The sequence below is a fragment of the Pseudomonas sp. AG1028 genome (assembly GCF_007993955.1).
In the GTDB taxonomy this organism is placed as follows: Bacteria; Pseudomonadota; Gammaproteobacteria; order Pseudomonadales; family Pseudomonadaceae; genus Aquipseudomonas; species Aquipseudomonas straminea.
On sequence record NZ_VIVP01000005.1, the window covers coordinates 294,978 to 314,690 of the forward strand.

The window sequence follows — 19,713 nt, forward strand, 5'->3', positions numbered from 1 at the left end:
CTGCAGTATAATTGCCGGTTTACGCAAACCACGCCTTCCGCGTGGTTTGTTGTTTCTGCCGCGGCGCCAAGCGCCCGATCAATCGACATGGCGCCCTGCGCCCGAGACGTAGAGAGGCACGACGATGAGCGCACTGGTTGGCGTGATCATGGGTTCCAAATCCGACTGGAGCACCCTGAGCCATACCGTCGAGATGCTCGACAAGCTGGGCATCCCCAACGAAGTGAAGGTGGTTTCCGCCCACCGCACGCCGGACCTGCTGTTCCAGTACGCCGAAGAAGCCGAGGACCGTGGCATCCAGGTGATCATTGCCGGTGCCGGTGGCGCTGCCCACCTGCCGGGCATGTGCGCCGCCAAGACCCACCTGCCGGTGCTCGGTGTGCCGGTGCAGTCGTCCATGCTCTCGGGCGTCGACTCGCTGCTGTCCATCGTGCAGATGCCAGCCGGCATCCCGGTGGCCACCCTGGCCATCGGCAAGGCCGGCGCCATCAACGCTGCGCTGTTGGCGGCGAGCATCCTCGGTCATCAGCACCCGCAGTTCCACGCGGCGCTTAAGCAGTTCCGCGACGAGCAGACCAACACCGTGCTGGAAAACCCGGACCCGAGGGCACAGTGATGAAGATCGGCGTAATCGGTGGCGGCCAGCTCGGCCGCATGTTGGCCCTGGCGGGCACTCCGCTGGGGATGAATTTCGCGTTTCTCGACCCGGCCCCGGACGCCTGTGCGCAAGCCCTGGGCGAGCACATCCGCGCCGATTACGGCGATCAGGATCACCTGCGCCAGCTGGCCGACGAGGTCGACCTGGTGACGTTCGAGTTCGAGAGCGTGCCGGCGGAAACCGTGGCTTTCCTGTCCCAGTTCGTGCCGGTGTACCCGAGCGCCGAGTCGCTGCGCATCGCCCGTGATCGCTGGTTCGAGAAGTCGATGTTCAAGGACCTGGGCATCCCCACGCCCGAGTTCGCCGACATCCAGTCCCAGGCCGATCTCGATGCGGCCGTTGCCAGCATCGGCCTGCCGGCGGTGATGAAGACCCGCACCCTGGGCTACGACGGCAAGGGCCAGAAGGTCCTGCGCAAGCCCGAAGACGTGGCCGGTTCCTTTGCCGAGCTGGGCAGCGTGCCGTGCATCCTCGAAGGCTTCGTGCCGTTCAGCGGTGAAGTGTCGCTGGTCGCCGTGCGCGGCCGTGATGGTGAAACGCGCTTCTACCCGCTGGTGCACAACACCCACGACAGCGGCATTCTGAGCCTGTCGATCGCCAGCACCGCGCACCCGCTGCAGGCGCTGGCCGAAGATTACGTCGGCCGTGTGCTGAAGCAACTCGACTATGTCGGCGTGCTGGCCTTCGAGTTCTTCGAGGTCGACGGCGGCCTGAAGGCCAACGAGATCGCCCCGCGCGTGCACAACTCCGGGCACTGGACCATCGAAGGCGCCGAGTGCAGCCAGTTCGAGAACCACTTGCGCGCCGTCGCCGGCCTGCCACTGGGCTCGACCGCCAAGGTCGGCGAGAGCGCCATGCTCAATTTCATCGGCAGCGTACCGGCTGTGGATAAAGTGGCGGCCATCGACGATTGCCACCTGCACCACTACGGCAAGGCCTTCAAGGCCGGGCGCAAGGTCGGCCACGCCACGCTGCGCTGCGCAGACCGCGCCACTCTCGACAGCCGTATTGCTCAGGTGCAGGCGCTGATCGACGCCGGCTGAGGCCAGGCGCAGGAGTTTGAACCTCTCCCGCGCCGTCTCCGTCAGATGAAAGGCGCCGCATTCGTGCGGCGCCTTTTTCAATTGCGGAGGGCGTCATGGGTATTATCGGCACTATTTTCATCGGCCTGATCGTGGGTCTGGTGGCTCGCTTCCTCAAGCCGGGCGATGACAGCATGGGCTGGATCATGACCATCCTGCTGGGCATCGGTGGCTCCATCGCCGCAACCTACGGTGGTCAGGCGTTGGGCATCTACGAAGCGGGTGAAGCGGCTGGTTTCATCGGTGCGGTCGTCGGTGCGATCATCCTGCTGGTGATCTTCGGCATGATCACCAAGAAAAGTTGAACCGGTAGCCTGACGCATCGACGTGAGGCTGCCTCCCGTTGCCATTACGTGAGTCTCGTCGATGCGTTACCTGTTGCTGGTCCTGCTGTTGCTGAGCGGCTTCGCCCGCGCCGAACTTCCCGAAACCGACTGGCTCGACCTGATGCCCGAAGAGGATCAGCGCGCCCTGGAGCAGATGCCGGAAATCTCCCACAACGGCCCCGAAGGCTCAGGCACCTTCGACAGCAAGGGCGGTTTGAAGCAGCAGGACAAAGGCCTGCCCGCCGTCATGTATTCCGCCAAGACCGTGCCGGGCATGAACGGCAAGAAGATCCGCCTCGGCGGCTACCCGGTACCGCTGGAAACCAACAACGCCGGGCGCAGCACACTGTTTTTCCTGGTGCCATACCCCGGCGCCTGCATCCACGTCCCGCCACCACCACCGAACCAACTGGTGCTGGTGCGCTACCCCAAGGGCATCGCCCTGCCCGATATCTACGAACCGTTATGGGTCAGTGGCACGCTGAAGGTCGAGAAGGTCAGCAACGATCTGGCCGATGCGGCTTATGCGCTGGATGCCAGCAGCGCCAGGATGGTCGAGGAAGGGGATCTGTAATGTGAAAACGGCGCCTGAAGGCGCCGTTTTCTTTTGGACTCAGGAGCGTATGACCAGGTGCATGGCCTGACGCGCCATATCGACGACTGCTCGGGCGAGCAGGTCGAGTACCCAGCGCAGGAAGAACGTGGTCACTTCAATGGTCGCGGGGACCGCACGGCCCAGGAACTTGAAGATTTTCACGATCAGGGCGCGGACCGAATCGCTGATGTCTTTGCAAATCTGGGCGCCCTGCACCAGGATCCCGGCAATCTGATCCAGCACTGTAACGCCGATGGTGATCGCGCTGCCGATAACGATATTGGCGGCCTTCTTGAGGAGGTACTGCATGGCCTTGGAGATCATCCACAGCGTTGCCGCAGAAAACATGGTCGGGCCGTAGCTGGCGCTTTCCAGCCAGATATCGATTTCCCGATCCAGAGGCGGCTCCGGATTGCGGTAGAGCCCTCTCCAGCTGGCATCGCCAATCGAAGGCAGGTAGGAGGTCATGCGGTGAGCGTCAGGGCTGATCTGCGCGCCCTTCCACGGAATCATGCAGACATTGCCGGTAACCGGCACATGGCTGAACGGGAAGATCGGCACCATGCTCACCGGGTCAGCGCTGTGGTAGACCCGGTGGATATTGTCAGCGCCGAGCTTGCCACTCAGGTGGCGTGCGAAGCCGGCCACACCCGTGCGTGGTGAGCCAAAGGTGTAGAGCTTGATGCCGGCTACGCCAAGTTCGCTCAGATGATCTGCCGCCAACGTGGCGAGGGCGCCGCCCAAACTATGGCCAACGCAGTGCACAGTGCTGGGGTTGCGGCCGCGCATGAAGTTGTCGATATCGCCACGCAACGATTTGAATGTTTCGTTGAAGCCTGCGTGAACCGGCCAGGTGCTTGGTCCTCGTTGCAATCCCGCGTTCGCATCGGTCAGGGCGTCGGCAATGCTGTCGGTGCCGCGAAAGGCCAGCAGCATTTCCCCTTGGCGACCGCCCACACCCTGCACGGCGTAAGCGAATCCGGTGCGCGTGCGGAATATCGCGCCGCTGGTTCCACTGGCCATTTGCAGATTGGAAAAGTCGAACGAGTTGCTCAGCCCGAGACGGGCGGCTTCATCCGCGATGCCTCCCATCGATGACACGACGGCGTCTTTGACCGTGTAGACGTGAGTGGCGATTTGTGCGGATTGTTTGGGGCTCAAGGGGTTCACAGCCGAATCCTTCTGGTCTGGTGAGAGAGGGCGTTATTGGATAACGCAGATGCCAAAGGTCTCTGTTTCAGGGTGTGCAACGGGCTCGCTATTAAGCTCACAGACGAACTTCAGCGGCCGATTCTTTACCTCCCCTAGATCGTCGTAGTTGTGCTTGGTGAAGACCCAGCCCTTGTGATCCTTGCCTTGATAACGAAGCGTCAGACGCTGGCCGATTACCGGCTCATGGGGCATGAAACCAGCGGTTAGTGACTTCGCCGTTACCGCCGGAAGGTGGAAGCGACCTTGTGCATCGCTTTGCACCGTGTTCTTGCGATGTTCGTTTTTCCAGTGCCAGTGGTATTCCTGTTCGATTTCAACGCCTTGAACCGGCTTGCCATCAAGCAGCACCGTGCCTTCGACTGCTGAGAACAGATAGAGCGTCTTGGAAAAAGCCATGGCGTAACCCTGTGTGAGTAGTCCGATAAGTAACAGCGCGCAGCAGACTATTGATTTGCGGTTCAAGGTCATTCCCTCGTCGAGTGAATGTGATTCGTGGAAGGGCAGAAACCGCAAGGCACAATGTGGCGTGGCGTGTTCATGGGTAAGCGAGTCCTTGCTTGAAGGTTTCTGAAGGCCGGTATTCGGGATTTCGGCGGCCGCTGCGGTGTCCGCAATTTTCGCTAGTTGGCCGCTCGGCTTGCACAGGTACGCTAGCCGCATGATTCGCGCCGGTTACCGAGTATAGCGAGGGGCATGGCAGGGATTTCTTGAGCATGTTCGCACTCTCCTTGTGTCGTCGACGGCTGGCTCAGCTGTCGAGCAATCGCTTTTGCCGACTCGCCGGCGCATCCGTCGCGAACAGCACACGGGTGGGCTGATAGCGCGCCAGCAGGCTGGCGGCGGCCCTTCGTTGTCGCTGCGTCCCGCTGCGGAGTACCGCCATGCATTGCTGCTCACTGAACGGCTGGCCCAGCAGGTAGCCGGTGCCTGGTTGCAAGCCCTGTTGCCGGCTCTGCCACCACCGTTCGACCCGATGGGGATCGGGCCAGGGCAGGTCGATGTCCGGATCCATGGTGACGTTGGCGTCGGACGGATCATCGGTAGGGCCTTCGTCGTAGTCGGGATAGACGTCCAATTCCAGGTCGAGTTCCGCGAGGTCGGTGCCGGTGATCAGGCTGAAGGCTTCACCCGCGGCACGGGCCGTGGGCAGTTCGTGCATCTGGCGGATCAGCCAGGGGATGGTCTGCGGATCGCCAAGCAAACCGATGGCCTGGATCGCCATATGGCGGTGCGCCGCGCTCTGCATCAGGCCACGCAACCAGGTGATGCTGGCCTCCCGCGGTTGCCAGGCGAGCAGCACCTCGAGTGCAGGTCGGCGCCGTTCACCCGGCTGCTCGGCGAACAGGCGCAGATTGCCGAGCGCTTCCTGATCACCCATCTGGGCGCTGGCCCAGTTGCTCCAGAAACGGACTTCATCGTCGCCGTGCAGGCGGTGCTGACGCAGTGGCTGCAGAAGGTCGCGGCGCCGCAGGGTGCCGGCCAGCCGGGCCGCGGCAGCCAGTACGCTGGCATCACCGTGGCCCAGGGCAGACAGCAGCGCCGGGCCGGGATCCTTGCCGTGCAGGGCATGGGCAGCCAGGGTGATCCGGCGGTGCTGGGCGTCCGTGGAACTCAGGTCGCGTTCGATCAGCGCGGAGACTTCGTGCCACTCCAACCAGCCCAGTGCGGCGACAAGAAACGCCTCGCCCTCAGGGTTGGCGTGTAGGTGCTGATACAGGGTTTCCAGGGCGCTCTCGTTGCTCATCCGCAGCGCCAGCGCAGCCGTAGCGAATACCTCGCCCTGGGCGTGTGGGGTGAGTTGCTCCAGCAACAGATGAAGCCCCTTGAGGCCGGCGATCTGCAGACCATCGAGATGAGCCTCGATCCGCTCGTCCAGATCGCCGAGATGGGCCAGGTCATAATGCGGCGCGCCGACGGCGTAGGTGCGCAAACCGCTTAGGAATGCAGCTTCTTCGGTGTGCTGGTCGAGGAGGGTGGTGATCATTACTCGATTCGGGTCCACGAAGCGCCGTCGAAGGCCAGAATGTCATTTTCCCCGATGGACCAGAGCAGCCCATCTGCACTACTCAAGCTATGGCAGCTGTTGGGGATCAAATCACCGAAGTCGACCAGCTCAAGCTGGTCTCCGTTGAGCCAGTACAGCGCATGGAGTGTAGAGATATAAAGCTTGCCGGCGAACCACTCGAGATCCCAGATATCTGAATCGGTAGCCTCATGATCGATGGTTTCCCATTGATCGTTTTTACCCCGCAGAAGAATGCCGTGCATGCCACACGCATAAACCCAGCCGTCTTCGGCACAGCACACCCGAGTGAGGTTTATGTTGGTGGGGCTGGCGCAATTCTTCCAAGCCTTGCCATCGAAATGCCAGATTTCGCCATACCAGCCGACGGCGTAGATATCGTGCTCGCTGTAACCATGTATGGATTCGAAGCCGAAAACCATATCCTTGGCTGGTTGGTTCGGCATGTCGCCGTGCAAGGCAATCCAATTGCCTGGGCCGTCTCGTTTGAATACCTGACGATCCATGCCGCACACATAGGCGAAACCACCGATATTGCGTATCTCCCGCATGATGCTCAACGCTATGCCGGGACAGGCTATCTGCTCGTCATAATCGTCGTTGTTGCCCATCACACGGATATCGCCGTGCTCGCCCAGTGCGATAGCTTGATCCTTTGGCGTTTGAGTAACGCAGATCGAATGAGCGTTCCAGCGCCCTATCTCATACATACCCCATCCGCCATTATCCCAGGCATAAAAAGAGGTATGTGGTAAGCCGTCCGCCGCAAGATCAGGGTCAATGCACAAGACATAAGCGAGGTCGCCGTAGCGCACGGCCCCGCTGCGGTAACGGTAACCAACGTCCTTGAACATCATCGTGTAGTACTCCCTGAGTTATCTATTGACCGTTTGCCCTTGTCGTATTGCTGCCAAGCTTTCTCGGCAACCTTGCTGTCGGTTTTGCCACTGGGTGACGAGGGTATTTTCGTGTCCGGTTTCACGCCTACTTCGGGGCTGGAGTGATAGGCGTTGAGTTGCGACTCCAGGCACTGCTGATCACACCCGCTCTGGAAGACCATATTCACTGACGCCGCGCCGCATTCCGTGGCTTGGCGTAAGGTCCATGTGCCATCGGGAGCCAGCTTTTTTGCTCTGACGCCTTGATAGGTATGCATCAAACCGTGGGTCGCGGTCGTATTGTCAGGGCCTTCCGCACACACGCAGGGTGCTCGATCAAGGTCATATTTCGAGTTCTTGAATTGCGCTCTTAAGGAACCGCCTTCTTTGCGGGTACCTGGCTCAAGAAATGCGGAAGCCTCTATGAGATGGTGGCCTGTCTGGCCAGGGCAACAGCCCGGCTGGCGGGCTTTGCCGCGGCCTTGGGGTTTGTAGGGTGTCAGCATGCAGCGTCGAGCCTGCAGGCATTTATTGGCTCGATTTTTACTTGCGAGTCGTTCGTAGGCGCTCTTAACCGATGCATTGGCCTGGGCTCTGGCTGGGGAGCCCTTAGCGGTAAGCGCCCGTGCTTTTTTTGCCTTCACCAGTTCAGTGGTTGGCGGGCATGGGTCACCCTCTCCATGAGGGGTGTATTCCTTACAGGCATCCTTCTCTTTTTTGATGTCTTCCTTGCACGGCCCTTCACCCTTGCTTACCGCCATCTGATCCAGATACGGCCAGGTCGGTGTATTCCCCGGAAACGACCCATGGTTATGGGTCGTCAGATCCATATGCCGCACCACGTTCTTGCCTTCGAATTTGACGTCCATCGACCAGGAGGTGAAGTACACCTTGCCCTTGATCTTGCTGGTGATGATGCCTTTCTTCGGGGCGCGGCCGGGTTCGTCGCCGTAACTGGTCTTGTAGTAGCTCTTGTTCTTGAGCATCACCTCCTTGCGGGTGATGCGGATGGTGCGCGTGCCCTTGGTGGTGTCCTTGGACAGCCCGGTGTTGGGGTACGGGATCGGGATGCCCAGAGGCATGGGCGGCGTTTGCGGCGGGGTGAAGCAGACGTCGGGAAAGGCGGCGATGGATTTGCCGCTGGCCGCCTTGCAGGAAATCTCCCGGTTGTTGGCATAGACCTCGTTGGCCATCAGGCGGCTCCTACTCGTTGGTAACGCAGCAACGCCACGGCGCGCTCGCCAGCGTCGTTGCCCAGTTGATAGACGATGTTCGCACCAGGGCTGTAGCCCTTGCGCGAGGCGGCCAGTGCCACGGCGAGCATGGCCGGGCCGATGGCGGCGCCGCATTCGCCGATGCAGTCGGCGGGGTGCCAGATGTCGAACTCTTCCTTGACCACCCGCAGCGTGCGGCTCAGCGCCAGGGCGGCTTCCTTGAAGTAGTACTGCTCGCCGGAGTTGTCGGTCAGCCGGTAGTCCATCTGCTCCATACGGCAGTTGCCGTCCTTTAGCGCCGCCTGGGTAGCCTGCACCAGACCGTCCGCGCGCAGCGGGATGTCGTCGGCTTCCACCGTGGCCTTCTCGACGCCAAAGCCCAGCCCGAAGCAGATCAGCTGTTCGGCGTCCTGGCGCACGGGCGCGCCGACCACCACCGCCGCCGCGCCTTCGCCGGGAATGAAACCGTTGGAATGCCGGCTGGTGAGTAGCCGCTGGCGCTGTTCGAAGGCGGTCAGGGTGGCGGCGTTGAGAAACGAGTCGACGCCGGCGATCAGCACGTGGCGGTGGCCGCCTTCGTGGATCAGCCGGCGCGCATTGAGCAGCGCCACGCCCGCACTGACCCGGCCCCGCGGGATCAGCGTGGAGGCGCCATGAAAGCGCACGCCCAGCTCGCGCTCGATATCGTGCAGCAGGCTGTTGTCCAGGCCGTCGCAACGCCCTGGGCGATCCACTTCGGCGACACCGAGCAGCAGCGGCGTGGTGGCGCAATCGATACCCGGCACGCCGGCCAGGCTTTCGGTGATGGCACGAGCAGCCATCTTCACCAGCTTGGTACGCCCGCGCCAGGGCTCTTCGAGCGGTACGCTGGCGGCGATCTGCCATTCGCCGCCGCCGTCGATGAAGCGGGTTTCCTGGAAGTTGTCGAGGGCGCAGCGGATCGCCGCGCAACTGGCCGGCGCGCTCAGGCCCACGGCGCTGAGCATGCCGCTGGAGAGGATGCTGAGGGCGCTCATGACGATTCATCCTCGGCCAGGCGGCTGCGGCTCAGCGCGGCCAGCGACGGATAGTAGTCCTTGCCCAGTTCGCGGGCGCGCCACCAGCCTCGGGATTTCTCGCCGACCAGCACCTGGGCGATTTCGAACAGGCTGCGTTTGAGTGGTCGGCGGGTGCGCCAGGTGATTTCCACACGGTTGGCGTCGGTATCGACCAGCAGGGTGTCGATGACCGCTTCCGCCGTTTCATGGCCGCCGGCGCTGAGAAAATAAGTCACCGGCATGGGCACGCTGGGCACCCGGAAGCCGGCGCGCTCGGTCGGCAGCAGGCCGAGCAGGAACACCTCTTCGCCGCCCTTGAGGTAGTCGGTCTGCTGGTCGGCCGGGGCCGCTTGAAAGTAGCGCTCGTCGAAGTCCCTGGGCAGGAAGGGAAACTGCTCGTCCTGCCAGGCCTGGTCGTAGGTGCCGGCGAAACCGACCCGTGCCTGCCAGTGCTTGCCCAGCGGGCCGAGGGCCATGGGCTCGAAATCGCCATGGGGCGCATCCACCGGCTGGCCGAGCTTCTCGGTATTGGGCATCGGCATGCCGACCACGGTGCCGCCGCCCAGGCTGCGCGGGTACCAGCCCTGGCCGGCCGGGTTGCGCAGGTTGCACAGCAACTGCTCGGGGTTGCCGGGTGCCGGGTGGTTGCCGCCGAAGGCGCTGGCGTAGGAGATGTCCTGGCGCACGAAGGGCTGCGGCGCGCCGGCGCTGGTGCCCAGGGCGCCGGGCTGCCAGTGACGCGGGCCGAAAACGCTGAACGCCTTGCTGACCCGGCCGACGCGGATACCCACGGTGAGCTGGCTGACCGGCCGCCCGCCCGGCGCATGGGCGCTGCCACTGACCAGCACGTCGCAGTACGGCTTGAAGGGGGCGAAGTCGAACTCGCGCAACGGCGCGGAGAGCGCCGGGTCGCCGGCGAAGGTGTCGCTCATCAGCAGCGGTTGCTGCTCATCGAGCAGGCGCGCCACGCTGCCGTCCACCGGCAGGCTGAAGGTGCCCTTGACGATGACCACCAGGTACTCGCGGCCATCGGCGTCCAGGCCCTGGTTGTAGGCGGCCACCATCCGGGTGGCGTTGAGCAGTTCCATGGGCGGCTCTTAGTTGATCTGCACCGAACCGCCCTTGATGCGGTTCACGCCGCTGGAGCGGCTGGACAGGTAGGCGCCCTTGATCAGCACCTTGCCCTCGCGGGTCAGGGTGATGCTGGCCTTGCCGCAGCGCAGCACGATCTCCCGTTCGGCGCTGAATTCCAGGCGCTCGCCGTCGAGATGGGCGATGGCGGCCGGCGCCGGTGCCTGCGGCAGGCGCTGGATACGGCCGATCACCAGTGGCTGGCTCGGGTCGCCACCGACGAACATCAGGGCCACCTGGGCGCCGATGTCCTCGCGGCTGAGGGCCGTGGTGGTGGTCGCGGCGATGCCGGTCTCCGATGGGCAGCCGGCAAAAGCCACGATCGGGCTGGAAGCTTGCGGCACATCGAGCAGTACGCCGATGACCACGCCGTCCAGGCGAGTGGCGGCGGCGGGGGTGTGGTGCTGGACAGTCATGGGGGCTCCTGGCGCTGATCGCGGCCTAGTTCTGCAGGATCTTCTGGCCTTTCATCACGATGTTCTTGGCGGCCTTGACGTTGATCGCCCCGGAGCCGTCGATGCTGATGTTCTTGCCACGAATGACGATGGTGCCGTCCTTCTTCATGGTGATGCTGGCAGCGCCGGTCTGCAGGGTGATCGAGTCGCCGGCCTTGAGTACGAAGTTCTTGCCGACGTTGAGGGTGTCGTCCTTGCCGATGCGGGTGTTGCGCTCGCCGCGCACGTAGCGCGATTCGCTGCCGCCGACGGCGGTCGTCTGGTTGGCACCGATGAACACGCTTTCATTGGCGGTGACCAGCTCGGTGCGGTCGGCGCCAATGGTGATGCGCTCGTTGTTGCCCACGCTTTCGGTACGGTTGGCACCGATGCTGATGGTTTCGTTACTGCCCACGCTCTCGGTGCGGTTGGCGCCGATGCTGATGGTTTCGTTGCTGCCCACGCTCTCGGTACGGTTGGCACCGATGCTGATCGATTCGTTGCTGCCCACGTTTTCGGTGCGGTTCACACCGATGGTGATGGACTCGTTGTTGCCGACCTTTTCGGTACGGTCGACGCCGATGGTGATGGTCTCGTTGTTGTCCACCGTCTCGGTGCGGTCGTGTTTGACGTGCACCGTTTCGTCGTTGTCGATGGTCTTGGTGCGGTCGTGGCCGACCCAGTGGGTCTCGTCGTTCTCGACCTCGATGTCCTGGTTCTTCTCGGCATGGATGAACAGCTGCTCTTCGCCCTTCTTGTCCTCCATGCGGATTTCGTTGAAGTTGGCTGGCGTGCCGCCCTTGCTCGAGCGGCTCTTGGTGCCGCTTTGCGTGGCGTTGGCGGGCAGGTCGTAGGGCACCGTCTGCTCGGCGTTGTAGACGCGGCCGGTGATGATCGGCCGGTCAGGGTCGCCTTCCAGAAAGCTGACGATCACTTCCTGGCCAATGCGCGGGATCTGGATCGAGCCCCAGTTCTTGCCGGCCCAGTTCTGCGATACGCGAATCCAGCACGAGCTGTTCTCGTTGGACTGGTCGTGGCGGTCCCAGTAGAAGTGCACCTTCACGCGGCCGTACTGGTCGGTCCAGATTTCCTCGCCCTTGGGGCCGACCACCATGGCCGTCTGCGGGCCCTGCACGATGGGCTGCACGGTCTGCGGCAGCGGGCGGAACACCTGGCTGGCGTCGATGCAGGTCAGGTTGCTGTCGAACTGGAAGCTCTCGCTGCCGCGACCGCTTTCGTAGAGGTCCTGGGTGATTGTGTATTCGGCATCGACGATCAGGTACTCGCGGTTCTGATCGTCGCGCGGGTAATCGGTGAGGCTGAACAGGTGCCCGCTGCCCAGGCCGCGGGCATTGCCCTTCAGGCGGATCTGCTCGTACTGCGCCTGGATGGCCTCGATGCGATTGCGCGCGTACTGCTCGCCGTCCTTGCTCTGCACGTATTCGCCCGGGTAGTCGTAGAGCGGATAATCGGCGTTGCTGTGCTCGCGGGCGATGCTGGAGCGCACTTCCAGGCGTGCGCTGGGGCGCTGGAAGTCATAGTCGTTGAGCGCCAGGGAGCCGGGCTGCACTTCGTGGGCCAGGTGCCAGTCGTGAATGTGGTCACGCTCGCGCATCTGGTCGTCGAGCGGGTAGAACGGCACGCGCCCATAGCCGGGCGCCGTACCGTGGGCGCCGTAGGCATCGCAGAGCACCAGTACATGGCGCTCCTGCTCATGGCGGAAGTAGTAGTAGATGCCTTCCTGCTCCATCAGCCGGCTGACGAAATCGAAGCTGGTCTCGCGGTACTGCACGCAATAATCCCATTCGCGGTAGGAGCGGGTCAGGGCGTCTTCGAAGTCGGAGAAACCCAGGTCGCGGAACACCTGCTTGACGATGTCCGGCACGGTCTTGCTCTGGAAGATCCGGCAGTCGGAGGTGCGCGACAGCAGCCACAACCAAGGCTTGAGGGTGACCTGATAGCTGGCGAACTGGCCACGGTGGGCGGTCTGGCTGCAGCGCGCGACGATGCCGTGGAAGTAGCGGTCGCTGCCGTCGGCCAGTTGTACGGCCAGGCCCATGGGCTTGCCGAGCAGAGCGTTGAGCTTGAGCGAGGAATTTTCCGAGGCCAGGCTGAGCTCGTAGTGGAACAGGCGGCCCAGGGATTCGCTGCCGGCCAGGCGCTCCATCACCAGCACGTTGTCGCCGAGCGGGCTGTTGACCTTGGCCATGCGCGACTGTTGTGTGATTGCCATGTGCGTATCCCTGCGATGCCATCCTGTGCCGAAGATAACCGCGAACGCGGTTATCTGCTGAGACGCCGTTCGGAATGTGCGCTCATTGGGGGCGAGTCTGTCGAAAATCCTTCATGCGTCGAGGCGATCCTGGCGCGCGGCCAGGTCGCTCGGCGAAGCTGCCAAAGGTGGCGCAAGCCCTATGAGCTTGTCCAGTAATGGCAAGGCGCCACACTCCGCTGCATGACTTGCGAGCCCTGGCGGCTGGCCCGTAAGGTGCGGCTTTCCCTTTCTGGCGATCTGTCATGAATCTGGATCCTTTCGCCCCCTACGCCGAGCTGGCTGGCCAGCTGTTGGCCGGCTGCGCGCCATCCACCGACGATGGCGCCCATGACCTGTCGCACCTGCAGCGGGTATGGGCCAACGTTCGGCGCTTGCAGCGCGAGGAGGGCGGCGATCTGCAGTTGCTGCTGGCGGCGGTGCTGCTGCATGACTGCGTGGCGGTGGAAAAGGATTCGCCGCTGCGCTCCAGCGCTTCGCGGCTATCCGCTGCGCGCGCCGGCGAGGTGCTCGCAGGCCACGGCTGGCCGAGCGAGCGCATCACCGCCGTGCGCCATGCCATCGAGGCGCACAGTTTCTCCGCCGCCATCACGCCGACCAGCCTGGAGGCGCGCATCCTGCAGGATGCCGACCGCCTGGACGCCATCGGCCTGATCGGCGTGGCGCGTTGCTTTCATGTTTCCGGGCGCCTGGGCAGTGCGCTGTACGATGCCGAGGATATCGACGCACGCCAGCGGCCGCTGGATGACCAGCGTTTCGCCCTGGACCATTTCCACAGCAAGTTGCTGGGCCTGGCCGCCGGCTTCCAGACCGCCACCGGTGCGCGCCTGGCCGGACAGCGGCACGCGCGGATGGTCGCCTTCCTCGACGCCTTTCGCGAAGAAACCCAGCCCTTCGAGCAGTAGAGAATCCCATGCACTACGACGTTATCGTGATCGGCCTGGGCGCCATGGGCGCCGCCACCCTCTATCAACTGGCCAAGCGCGGCGTGCGCGTGGCCGGCGTCGACCGCCATGCACCGCCCCACGACCAGGGCTCCAGCCATGGCGACACGCGCATCACCCGCCAGGCGGTGGGCGAGGGCGCGGCCTACGTGCCGCTGGCGCTCAATTCCCAGCGCATCTGGCGCGAGCTGGAGGCGCAGAGCGGCGAGGCGTTGTTCGAAGCCTGCGGCATGCTGATGCTGAGCAGCAGCCAGGAGCCGACCCGCGGCCACGGCACGCCTGACTTCGGCGGCGAAACGGCGGCGCTGGCCAAACGCTTCGGCATCGAACACAGCCTGCTGGACGCCGCCGCCATCCGCCAGCGCTTCCCGCAATTCGGCGGCTTCGGCGATGCGGCCACCGGCTATTACGAGCCGGGCGCCGGTTACGTGCGCCCCGAGCGGGCCATCGACGTGCAGCTGCGGCTGGCCGAGCAACTGGGTGCGGTCTTGCACACCCATACGCGGGTCGAGGCTATCGAGTCCGATGCCGGAGGCGTTCGGGTGCGCACGGGCGGCGGCACGCTGACGGCGGACAAGGCCATCGTCTGCGCCGGCATGTGGACGGGCCGGCTGCTGGGCGCGTCGATCGAGGGCTTGCTGAAGGTCTGCCGCCAGCAACTGGTGTGGTTCGAGCTGGACGAGCCGGAGCGTTTTGCTGCCGGCTCGCCGGTGTACATCCTGCTGCATGGCGCGGCGGATACCGACAGTTGCTACGGCTTTCCGCCGCTGCCGGGCGAGAACGCCATCAAGGTCGCCACCGAGCAGTACCTCGAAGGCTGCGATCCCGACGCGCTGGATCGCCACGTCAGCCAGGCGGATACCGACGCCCTGTACGACGCCCACGTGGCTGGCCGGCTGCTCGGGGTTTCCCGGCGGGTGCTGAAGTCCAGGGTGTGCACCTACACCATCACGCCGGACTTCAATTTCATCATCGATACACACCCGCAGATGGCCAACGTGACCCTGGTGTCGGCCTGCTCGGGGCATGGCTTCAAGCATTCCGCCGGCATCGGTGAGGCGCTGGCCATGCAGCATTGCGGCGAGCCCGGCGCGGCTGACCTGTCGGCGTTTTCGCTGGCGCGCTTCAGGTCGTAGCCTGCTCGGGCGCTAGTAGCTTATCGACTGCAGCAGGGCAGGAGCAGCCGTTCGCCGATCCACTGTAGGAGCGCGCCATGCGCGCGAAAAATCGCGGGCATGGCCCGCTCCCACAGATAATCACCAGCTCGTAGTCTGTGGTTGAGCATAGCGATACCCAGGAGATCATCCCGGGTTTCGCTGCGCTCTACACCGGGCTACGGAATCGGCGTCAATCATTAAGCCAGCGATACATCACATGGCAGTCCACCAGGCCCAGCGTGCGATGGCGATAGGCCTTGGGCAGGGTGCCGACGATGGCGAAACCGTGTTTCTGCCAGAGCGCCACGGCGACGGTGTTGCTGGCCACCACCGAGTTGAACTGCATGGCCTGGAAGCCCAGCTCACGGGCGACCTGCAGCGAGTGCTGGCACAGCGCGCTCGCCACGCCCTTGCCGCGGGCGGCGGGCGAGGTCATGTAGCCGCAGTTGCACACGTGGTCGCCCGGTCCTGCGGCGTTGGCCTTGATGTAATAGGTGCCGAGGATCTGCCCGTGTTCTTCGGCCACGAAGGTGGCGCGGGGCAGCTCGACCCAGGTTTTCCAGGCCGTCTCGCGGTCCATGGCCGGGTCATAGGCGTAGGTTTCCTGGCCCTGGACGACATCGCGGATGATGGGCCAGACCTGATCGAAATCGGTTTCGCTTATAGGGCGGATATTCACGGGGGTTTCCTAGGGTCTGGTCACGCCTTGAACATGCGTGGGTCGTAGGTGAAATCGTAGGTGTCGACGATGCGGATGCGGCTGATGGCCGGGTGCAGCGGGTTCACCACCAGGTTGCGCTCCAGCGGCAGCACCGCGGATGGCACGATCAGGCCGAGGTGGCTGACGGCGCGCAGCCAGACGCTGCCGAAATCCATGCTCGGGCGATCCACCGGCAGCGCGTTCCAGCCTTGTGGCAGTTCGCCCGCTGCGGGCTCCCAGTAGAGATCCGAATCGTCCGGCAGCTCGAAGCAGGTGATTTTCATCGGCATCGCCGGCGGGCCTTCGGCGTGCACGAAGGTTTCCAGGCAGCAGATGCCGGGGCTCAGGCCCATGTACACCGCGGCGATGTCCTGCTCGTTCCAGCGCCCGCCTTCGATGGCGGCGCCACGCCCGGACAGGTCGGTGGCTCGCTTGGCCTTGGCCACGCGCCAGGCACGCATCAGGCCGCGCCACCCCAATCGAGGGCATTGAGCACCCGGCGTACCTGCTTGGCGCCGATTTCCGTCTCGCAGAGCATGATCGGCGCCTGGCCGCCAAGGGAGCGATTGGCCCGCGACATCCACTCGGCGGCTGCCTGGCGGCTTTCGAACACGTCTTCGGCCAACTGGCAGACCATGGCGATGCGATCCAGGCGCTCGGAGGCCACCGGGTCGAGCACCTTGCGCTCGCGGCGGCGACGTTCGAGGGTCGAGATCGACGCGTTGAGAAGAATTTCCAGGCTGCGCTCTGGCAGGGTGAAGGTCGCTTTCACTGCCTGCACCAAGTCGGCGGCGAAGCCATCACGAATCTGCTGCAGGCGCTCGGCTTCACTGAGCTTTTCCCGGCCAGCACTGAAATCCCAGAAGGCGGCGACCACGGGCGAGGGGTCGTCCTTGCCCTGTTTGGCCTGACGCATTGCGGTAACGGTCATGCTGCCTCCTTCATTTGAATAAAATTAAACGTCAAATGAAGGTTACTCCTTTGCGCTCGCGCTTGCACGCTCGGCTGTCAGTTATTGGTCGTAGCCTTCGGCGATATGCTGATCCTTGAGCTTCACGTAATTGCCGGCGGTGTAGCTGAAGAAATTGCGTTCCTTGTCGGTCAACGGGCGTGCCTGTTTCACCGGGCTGCCGACGTACAGGAAACCGCTCTCCAGCACCTTGCCCGGCGGCACCAGGCTGCCGGCGCCGATGATCACGTCGTCCTCGACCACCGCGCCGTCCATCACCGTGCTGCCCATGCCGACCAGGATGCGGCTGCCCAGGGTGCAGCCGTGCAGCATCACCTTGTGGCCGATGGTCACTTCGTCGCCGATGATCAGCGGGAAGCCGTCCGGGTTGAACGGGCCGGCGTGGGTGATGTGCAGCACGCTGCCGTCCTGCACGCTGGTGCGCTTGCCGATGCGGATGCGGTGCATGTCGCCGCGGATCACGGTCAGCGGCCACACGGAGCTGTCCTCGCCGATTTCCACGTCGCCGATGACCACCGCCGAGCTGTCGACGAACACCCGATCACCGAGCGTCGGTTTTGTGCCCTGATAAGTACGAATCGCCACGATAGAAACCTCTGAAGTTACGCCGGGGGTTGATTGTAATTAAGATGACCGCCATATCTGGTCAATCAGACATCTTATTCATTCCACCACAGGTACCCGACGTGAGTGCGAACAATCCCCTGCTGCAAGATTTCGACCTGCCGCCGTATTCGTCCATCCTGCCCGAGCATGTAGAGCCGGCGGTGGATACCATTCTCGCCGAGAGCCGCAGCGTGGTCGCCAAGGTGCTGGCCAGCCAGGGCGATACGCCGCGCTGGGAAAGTTTGATCGACGCGCTCGACGAGCAGGGTGCCAAGCTGGGCCGCGCCTGGAGCCCGGTCAGCCACCTCAATGCCGTGCGCAACAACCCTGAGCTGCGCGCCGCCTATGAGGCTTGCCTGCCGAAACTGTCGGAATACTGGACGGAAATGGGCCAGAACCGTGCCCTGTTCCAGGCCTACGAAGCGCTGGCCGCCAGCCCCGAAGCAGCGAATTTCGATGTCGCGCAGAAGACCATTCTCGAACACGCCCTGCGTGACTTCCGCCTGTCCGGTATCGACCTGCCGGCCGAGCAGCAGAAGCGTTATGGCGAGATCCAGATGCGCCTGTCCGAGCTGGGCAGCCGCTTCTCCAACCAGCTGCTGGATGCCACCCAGGCCTGGACCAAGCACATCGAGGACGAAAGCCTGCTGGCCGGCATCACCGAGTCGGCCAAGGCGCAGATGCAGCAGGCCGCCGAAGCCAAGAACCTCTCGGGCTGGCTGATCACCCTGGAATTCCCCAGTTACTACGCGGTGATGACCTACGCCGACAACCGCGCCCTGCGCGAGGAGCTGTACGCGGCTTATTGCACCCGCGCCTCGGACCAGGGCCCGAACGCCGGGCAGAACGACAACGGCCCGGTGATGGCCGAGATTCTCGAGCTGCGCCAGGAGCTGGCGCGCCTGCTGGGCTTCGGCAATTACGCCGAGTTGAGCCTGGCCAGCAAGATGGCCGAGTCCAGCGAGCAGGTGCTGAGCTTCCTGCGCGACCTGGCGGTGCGCAGCAAGCCGTTCGCCGAGCAGGACCTGACCGAGCTGCGCGCTTTTGCCGCCGAGCAGGGCTGCAACGACCTGCAAAGCTGGGACGTGGGCTACTACAGTGAGAAGCTGCGCGAGCAGCGCTACAGCATTTCCCAGGAAATCCTGCGCGCCTACTTCCCCATCGACAAGGTGCTCGGCGGCCTGTTCGCCATCGTCGAGAAGCTCTACGGCATCCAGATCAAGGAGCTGCATGACTTCGACACCTGGCACCCGGACGTGCGCCTGTTCGAGATTTCCGAGAACGGCCAGCACGTCGGGCGCTTCTTCTTCGACCTCTACGCCCGTGCCAACAAGCGCGGCGGTGCCTGGATGGACGGCGCCCGCGACAAGCGCCGCGCCGTCGGTGGCGAACTGGTCAGCCCGGTGGCCAACCTGGTGTGCAATTTCACCCCTGCGTCGGCGGGCAAGCCGGCGCTGCTGACCCACGATGAAGTCACCACGCTGTTCCACGAATTCGGCCATGGCCTGCATCACCTGCTGACCCGCGTCGAGCATGTCGGGGTGTCCGGCATCAATGGCGTGGCCTGGGACGCCGTCGAGCTGCCGAGCCAGTTCATGGAGAACTGGTGCTGGGAGCCCGAGGGCCTGGCGCTGATCTCCGGCCATTACCAGACCGGCGAGCCGTTGCCCCAGGACCTGCTCGACAAGATGCTGGCCGCCAAGAACTTCCAGTCCGGCCTGATGATGGTGCGCCAGCTGGAGTTCTCGCTGTTCGACTTCGAGCTGCACGTTACCCACGGCGATGGTCGCAGCGTGCTGGAGGTGCTCGAAGGCATCCGCGACGAGGTCTCGGTGCTGCGCCCGCCGGCCTACAACCGCTTCCCCAACAGCTTCGCGCATATCTTCGCCGGCGGTTACGCGGCCGGTTACTACAGCTACAAGTGGGCCGAGGTGCTGAGCGCCGATGCCTTCTCGAAGTTCGAGGAAGAGGGCGTGCTCAACCCGCAGACCGGTCGCGCGTTCCGCGAGGCGATCCTGGCCCGCGGAGGTTCCCAGGCGCCGATGGTGCTGTTCGTCGATTTCCGCGGTCGCGAGCCGAGCATCGACGCGCTGCTGCGCCATCTGGGCCTGAGTGCGGAGGCGGCATGAGCGACGCCCCTGTAGAAATCACGCCCAAGCGTTTCATCGCCGGTGCCGTGTGCCCGGCGTGCAGCGAGATGGACAGCATCAAGATGTGGAACGTCGATGGCGTGCCGCACCGCGAATGCGTGCAGTGCGGTTACGCCGACACCTTGGACGAGCGTGGCAACTCGGTGGCCAAGGAGCTGCCGACCCGCGTCAACGTCAGCGGCCTGACGCCGAAGAAACCGGCGGATCCCAAGGTCAAGGCCGTGCAGTTCTTTCCCAATCCGAAGCTGAAGAAGCCCGAATAGGTTTCATCTCGCGGAAACGAAACAAGCGCCCCAGGGCGCTTGTTTCGTTTCAGGAGTGGGC

The 19,713-nt window shown here is 63.8% G+C and carries 21 protein-coding genes; 8 read left to right on the forward strand and 13 right to left on the reverse strand.

What is annotated here, in order from left to right:
• The first annotated feature begins 124 nt into the window (after positions 1 to 124).
• From purE to FB481_RS10255, 4 genes are all read left to right on the forward strand, one after another.
• The gene (purE, locus tag FB481_RS10240) at positions 125 to 616 is read left to right on the forward strand and encodes a 5-(carboxyamino)imidazole ribonucleotide mutase (protein ID WP_093500857.1); all 492 of its coding nucleotides are present in this window, start codon (positions 125 to 127) and stop codon (positions 614 to 616) included.
• Positions 616 to 1,701 (forward strand): 5-(carboxyamino)imidazole ribonucleotide synthase, encoded by a 1,086-nt coding sequence (locus tag FB481_RS10245; protein WP_147176258.1) that lies wholly within the window; start codon positions 616 to 618, stop codon positions 1,699 to 1,701. The genes purE and FB481_RS10245 overlap by 1 nt, the downstream gene beginning before the upstream one ends.
• A 95-nt stretch (positions 1,702 to 1,796) precedes the next feature.
• Positions 1,797 to 2,045: a GlsB/YeaQ/YmgE family stress response membrane protein gene (locus tag FB481_RS10250; protein ID WP_093500853.1), complete on the forward strand. Its 249-nt coding sequence runs from the start codon at positions 1,797 to 1,799 to the stop codon at positions 2,043 to 2,045.
• A gap of 61 nt (positions 2,046 to 2,106) precedes the next feature.
• Entirely contained in the window at positions 2,107 to 2,640 is a 534-nt protein-coding gene (locus tag FB481_RS10255) for a DUF3299 domain-containing protein (RefSeq protein WP_147176259.1), read from the forward strand.
• A 39-nt stretch (positions 2,641 to 2,679) separates the two neighbouring features.
• Here FB481_RS10255 and FB481_RS10260 read toward each other — a convergent pair whose 3' ends face one another.
• The 9 genes from FB481_RS10260 to FB481_RS10300 form a co-directional block, all read right to left on the reverse strand.
• Positions 2,680 to 3,831: a lipase family protein gene (locus FB481_RS10260; protein WP_143103560.1), complete on the reverse strand. Its 1,152-nt coding sequence runs from the start codon at positions 3,829 to 3,831 to the stop codon at positions 2,680 to 2,682.
• A gap of 33 nt (positions 3,832 to 3,864) precedes the next feature.
• Positions 3,865 to 4,533 (reverse strand): DUF4198 domain-containing protein, encoded by a 669-nt coding sequence (locus tag FB481_RS10265; RefSeq protein ID WP_256662728.1) that lies wholly within the window; start codon positions 4,531 to 4,533, stop codon positions 3,865 to 3,867.
• A gap of 88 nt (positions 4,534 to 4,621) precedes the next feature.
• Complete coding sequence (locus FB481_RS10270; protein ID WP_147176260.1) at positions 4,622 to 5,857, reverse strand: TIGR02270 family protein; 1,236 nt, start codon at positions 5,855 to 5,857, stop codon at positions 4,622 to 4,624.
• Positions 5,857 to 6,753 (reverse strand): hypothetical protein, encoded by an 897-nt coding sequence (locus FB481_RS10275; RefSeq protein WP_093500844.1) that lies wholly within the window; start codon positions 6,751 to 6,753, stop codon positions 5,857 to 5,859. Before FB481_RS10275 ends, FB481_RS10270 begins: the two co-directional genes overlap by 1 nt.
• A complete protein-coding gene (locus FB481_RS10280) occupies positions 6,750 to 7,967 on the reverse strand; it encodes a PAAR-like domain-containing protein (protein ID WP_147176261.1) in 1,218 nt (405 codons plus the stop codon). The genes FB481_RS10275 and FB481_RS10280 overlap by 4 nt, the downstream gene beginning before the upstream one ends.
• Entirely contained in the window at positions 7,967 to 9,004 is a 1,038-nt protein-coding gene (locus FB481_RS10285; RefSeq protein ID WP_147176262.1) for a hypothetical protein, read from the reverse strand. Before FB481_RS10285 ends, FB481_RS10280 begins: the two co-directional genes overlap by 1 nt.
• Positions 9,001 to 10,113: a DUF2169 domain-containing protein gene (locus tag FB481_RS10290; RefSeq protein WP_147176263.1), complete on the reverse strand. Its 1,113-nt coding sequence runs from the start codon at positions 10,111 to 10,113 to the stop codon at positions 9,001 to 9,003. The genes FB481_RS10285 and FB481_RS10290 overlap by 4 nt, the downstream gene beginning before the upstream one ends.
• A 9-nt stretch (positions 10,114 to 10,122) precedes the next feature.
• Positions 10,123 to 10,572 carry a DUF6484 domain-containing protein gene (locus tag FB481_RS10295; protein ID WP_093500836.1) on the reverse strand — a complete coding sequence of 150 codons (450 nt, stop codon included), beginning with the start codon at positions 10,570 to 10,572 and terminating at the stop codon, positions 10,123 to 10,125.
• Between the two features lie 25 nt (positions 10,573 to 10,597).
• On the reverse strand, positions 10,598 to 12,823 hold the full coding sequence (locus tag FB481_RS10300; RefSeq protein ID WP_147176264.1) for a type VI secretion system Vgr family protein: 2,226 nt from the start codon (positions 12,821 to 12,823) through the stop codon (positions 10,598 to 10,600).
• A gap of 284 nt (positions 12,824 to 13,107) precedes the next feature.
• Here FB481_RS10300 and FB481_RS10305 point away from each other — a divergent pair, with 284 nt between their 5' ends.
• On the forward strand, positions 13,108 to 13,767 hold the full coding sequence (locus FB481_RS10305) for an HD domain-containing protein (protein ID WP_147176265.1): 660 nt from the start codon (positions 13,108 to 13,110) through the stop codon (positions 13,765 to 13,767).
• Between the two features lie 8 nt (positions 13,768 to 13,775).
• A complete protein-coding gene (solA, locus tag FB481_RS10310) occupies positions 13,776 to 14,942 on the forward strand; it encodes an N-methyl-L-tryptophan oxidase (protein WP_147176266.1) in 1,167 nt (388 codons plus the stop codon).
• 211 nt (positions 14,943 to 15,153) lie between these two features.
• Here solA and FB481_RS10315 read toward each other — a convergent pair whose 3' ends face one another.
• The 4 genes from FB481_RS10315 to FB481_RS10330 form a co-directional block, all read right to left on the reverse strand.
• Positions 15,154 to 15,642 carry a GNAT family N-acetyltransferase gene (locus FB481_RS10315; RefSeq protein WP_147176267.1) on the reverse strand — a complete coding sequence of 163 codons (489 nt, stop codon included), beginning with the start codon at positions 15,640 to 15,642 and terminating at the stop codon, positions 15,154 to 15,156.
• A gap of 20 nt (positions 15,643 to 15,662) precedes the next feature.
• A complete protein-coding gene (locus tag FB481_RS10320) occupies positions 15,663 to 16,124 on the reverse strand; it encodes an RES family NAD+ phosphorylase (RefSeq protein WP_147176268.1) in 462 nt (153 codons plus the stop codon).
• Entirely contained in the window at positions 16,124 to 16,594 is a 471-nt protein-coding gene (locus tag FB481_RS10325; protein WP_147176269.1) for an antitoxin Xre/MbcA/ParS toxin-binding domain-containing protein, read from the reverse strand. Before FB481_RS10325 ends, FB481_RS10320 begins: the two co-directional genes overlap by 1 nt.
• Positions 16,595 to 16,675: 81 nt before the next feature.
• Entirely contained in the window at positions 16,676 to 17,218 is a 543-nt protein-coding gene (locus FB481_RS10330; RefSeq protein ID WP_027908502.1) for a gamma carbonic anhydrase family protein, read from the reverse strand.
• 101 nt (positions 17,219 to 17,319) lie between these two features.
• Here FB481_RS10330 and prlC point away from each other — a divergent pair, with 101 nt between their 5' ends.
• Together prlC and FB481_RS10340 are read left to right on the forward strand one after the other, a co-directional pair.
• A complete protein-coding gene (gene prlC / locus FB481_RS10335; protein WP_147176270.1) occupies positions 17,320 to 19,368 on the forward strand; it encodes an oligopeptidase A in 2,049 nt (682 codons plus the stop codon).
• A complete protein-coding gene (locus FB481_RS10340) occupies positions 19,365 to 19,652 on the forward strand; it encodes a YheV family putative zinc ribbon protein (RefSeq protein WP_093500818.1) in 288 nt (95 codons plus the stop codon). Before prlC ends, FB481_RS10340 begins: the two co-directional genes overlap by 4 nt.
• The last annotated feature ends 61 nt before the right edge of the window (positions 19,653 to 19,713 follow it).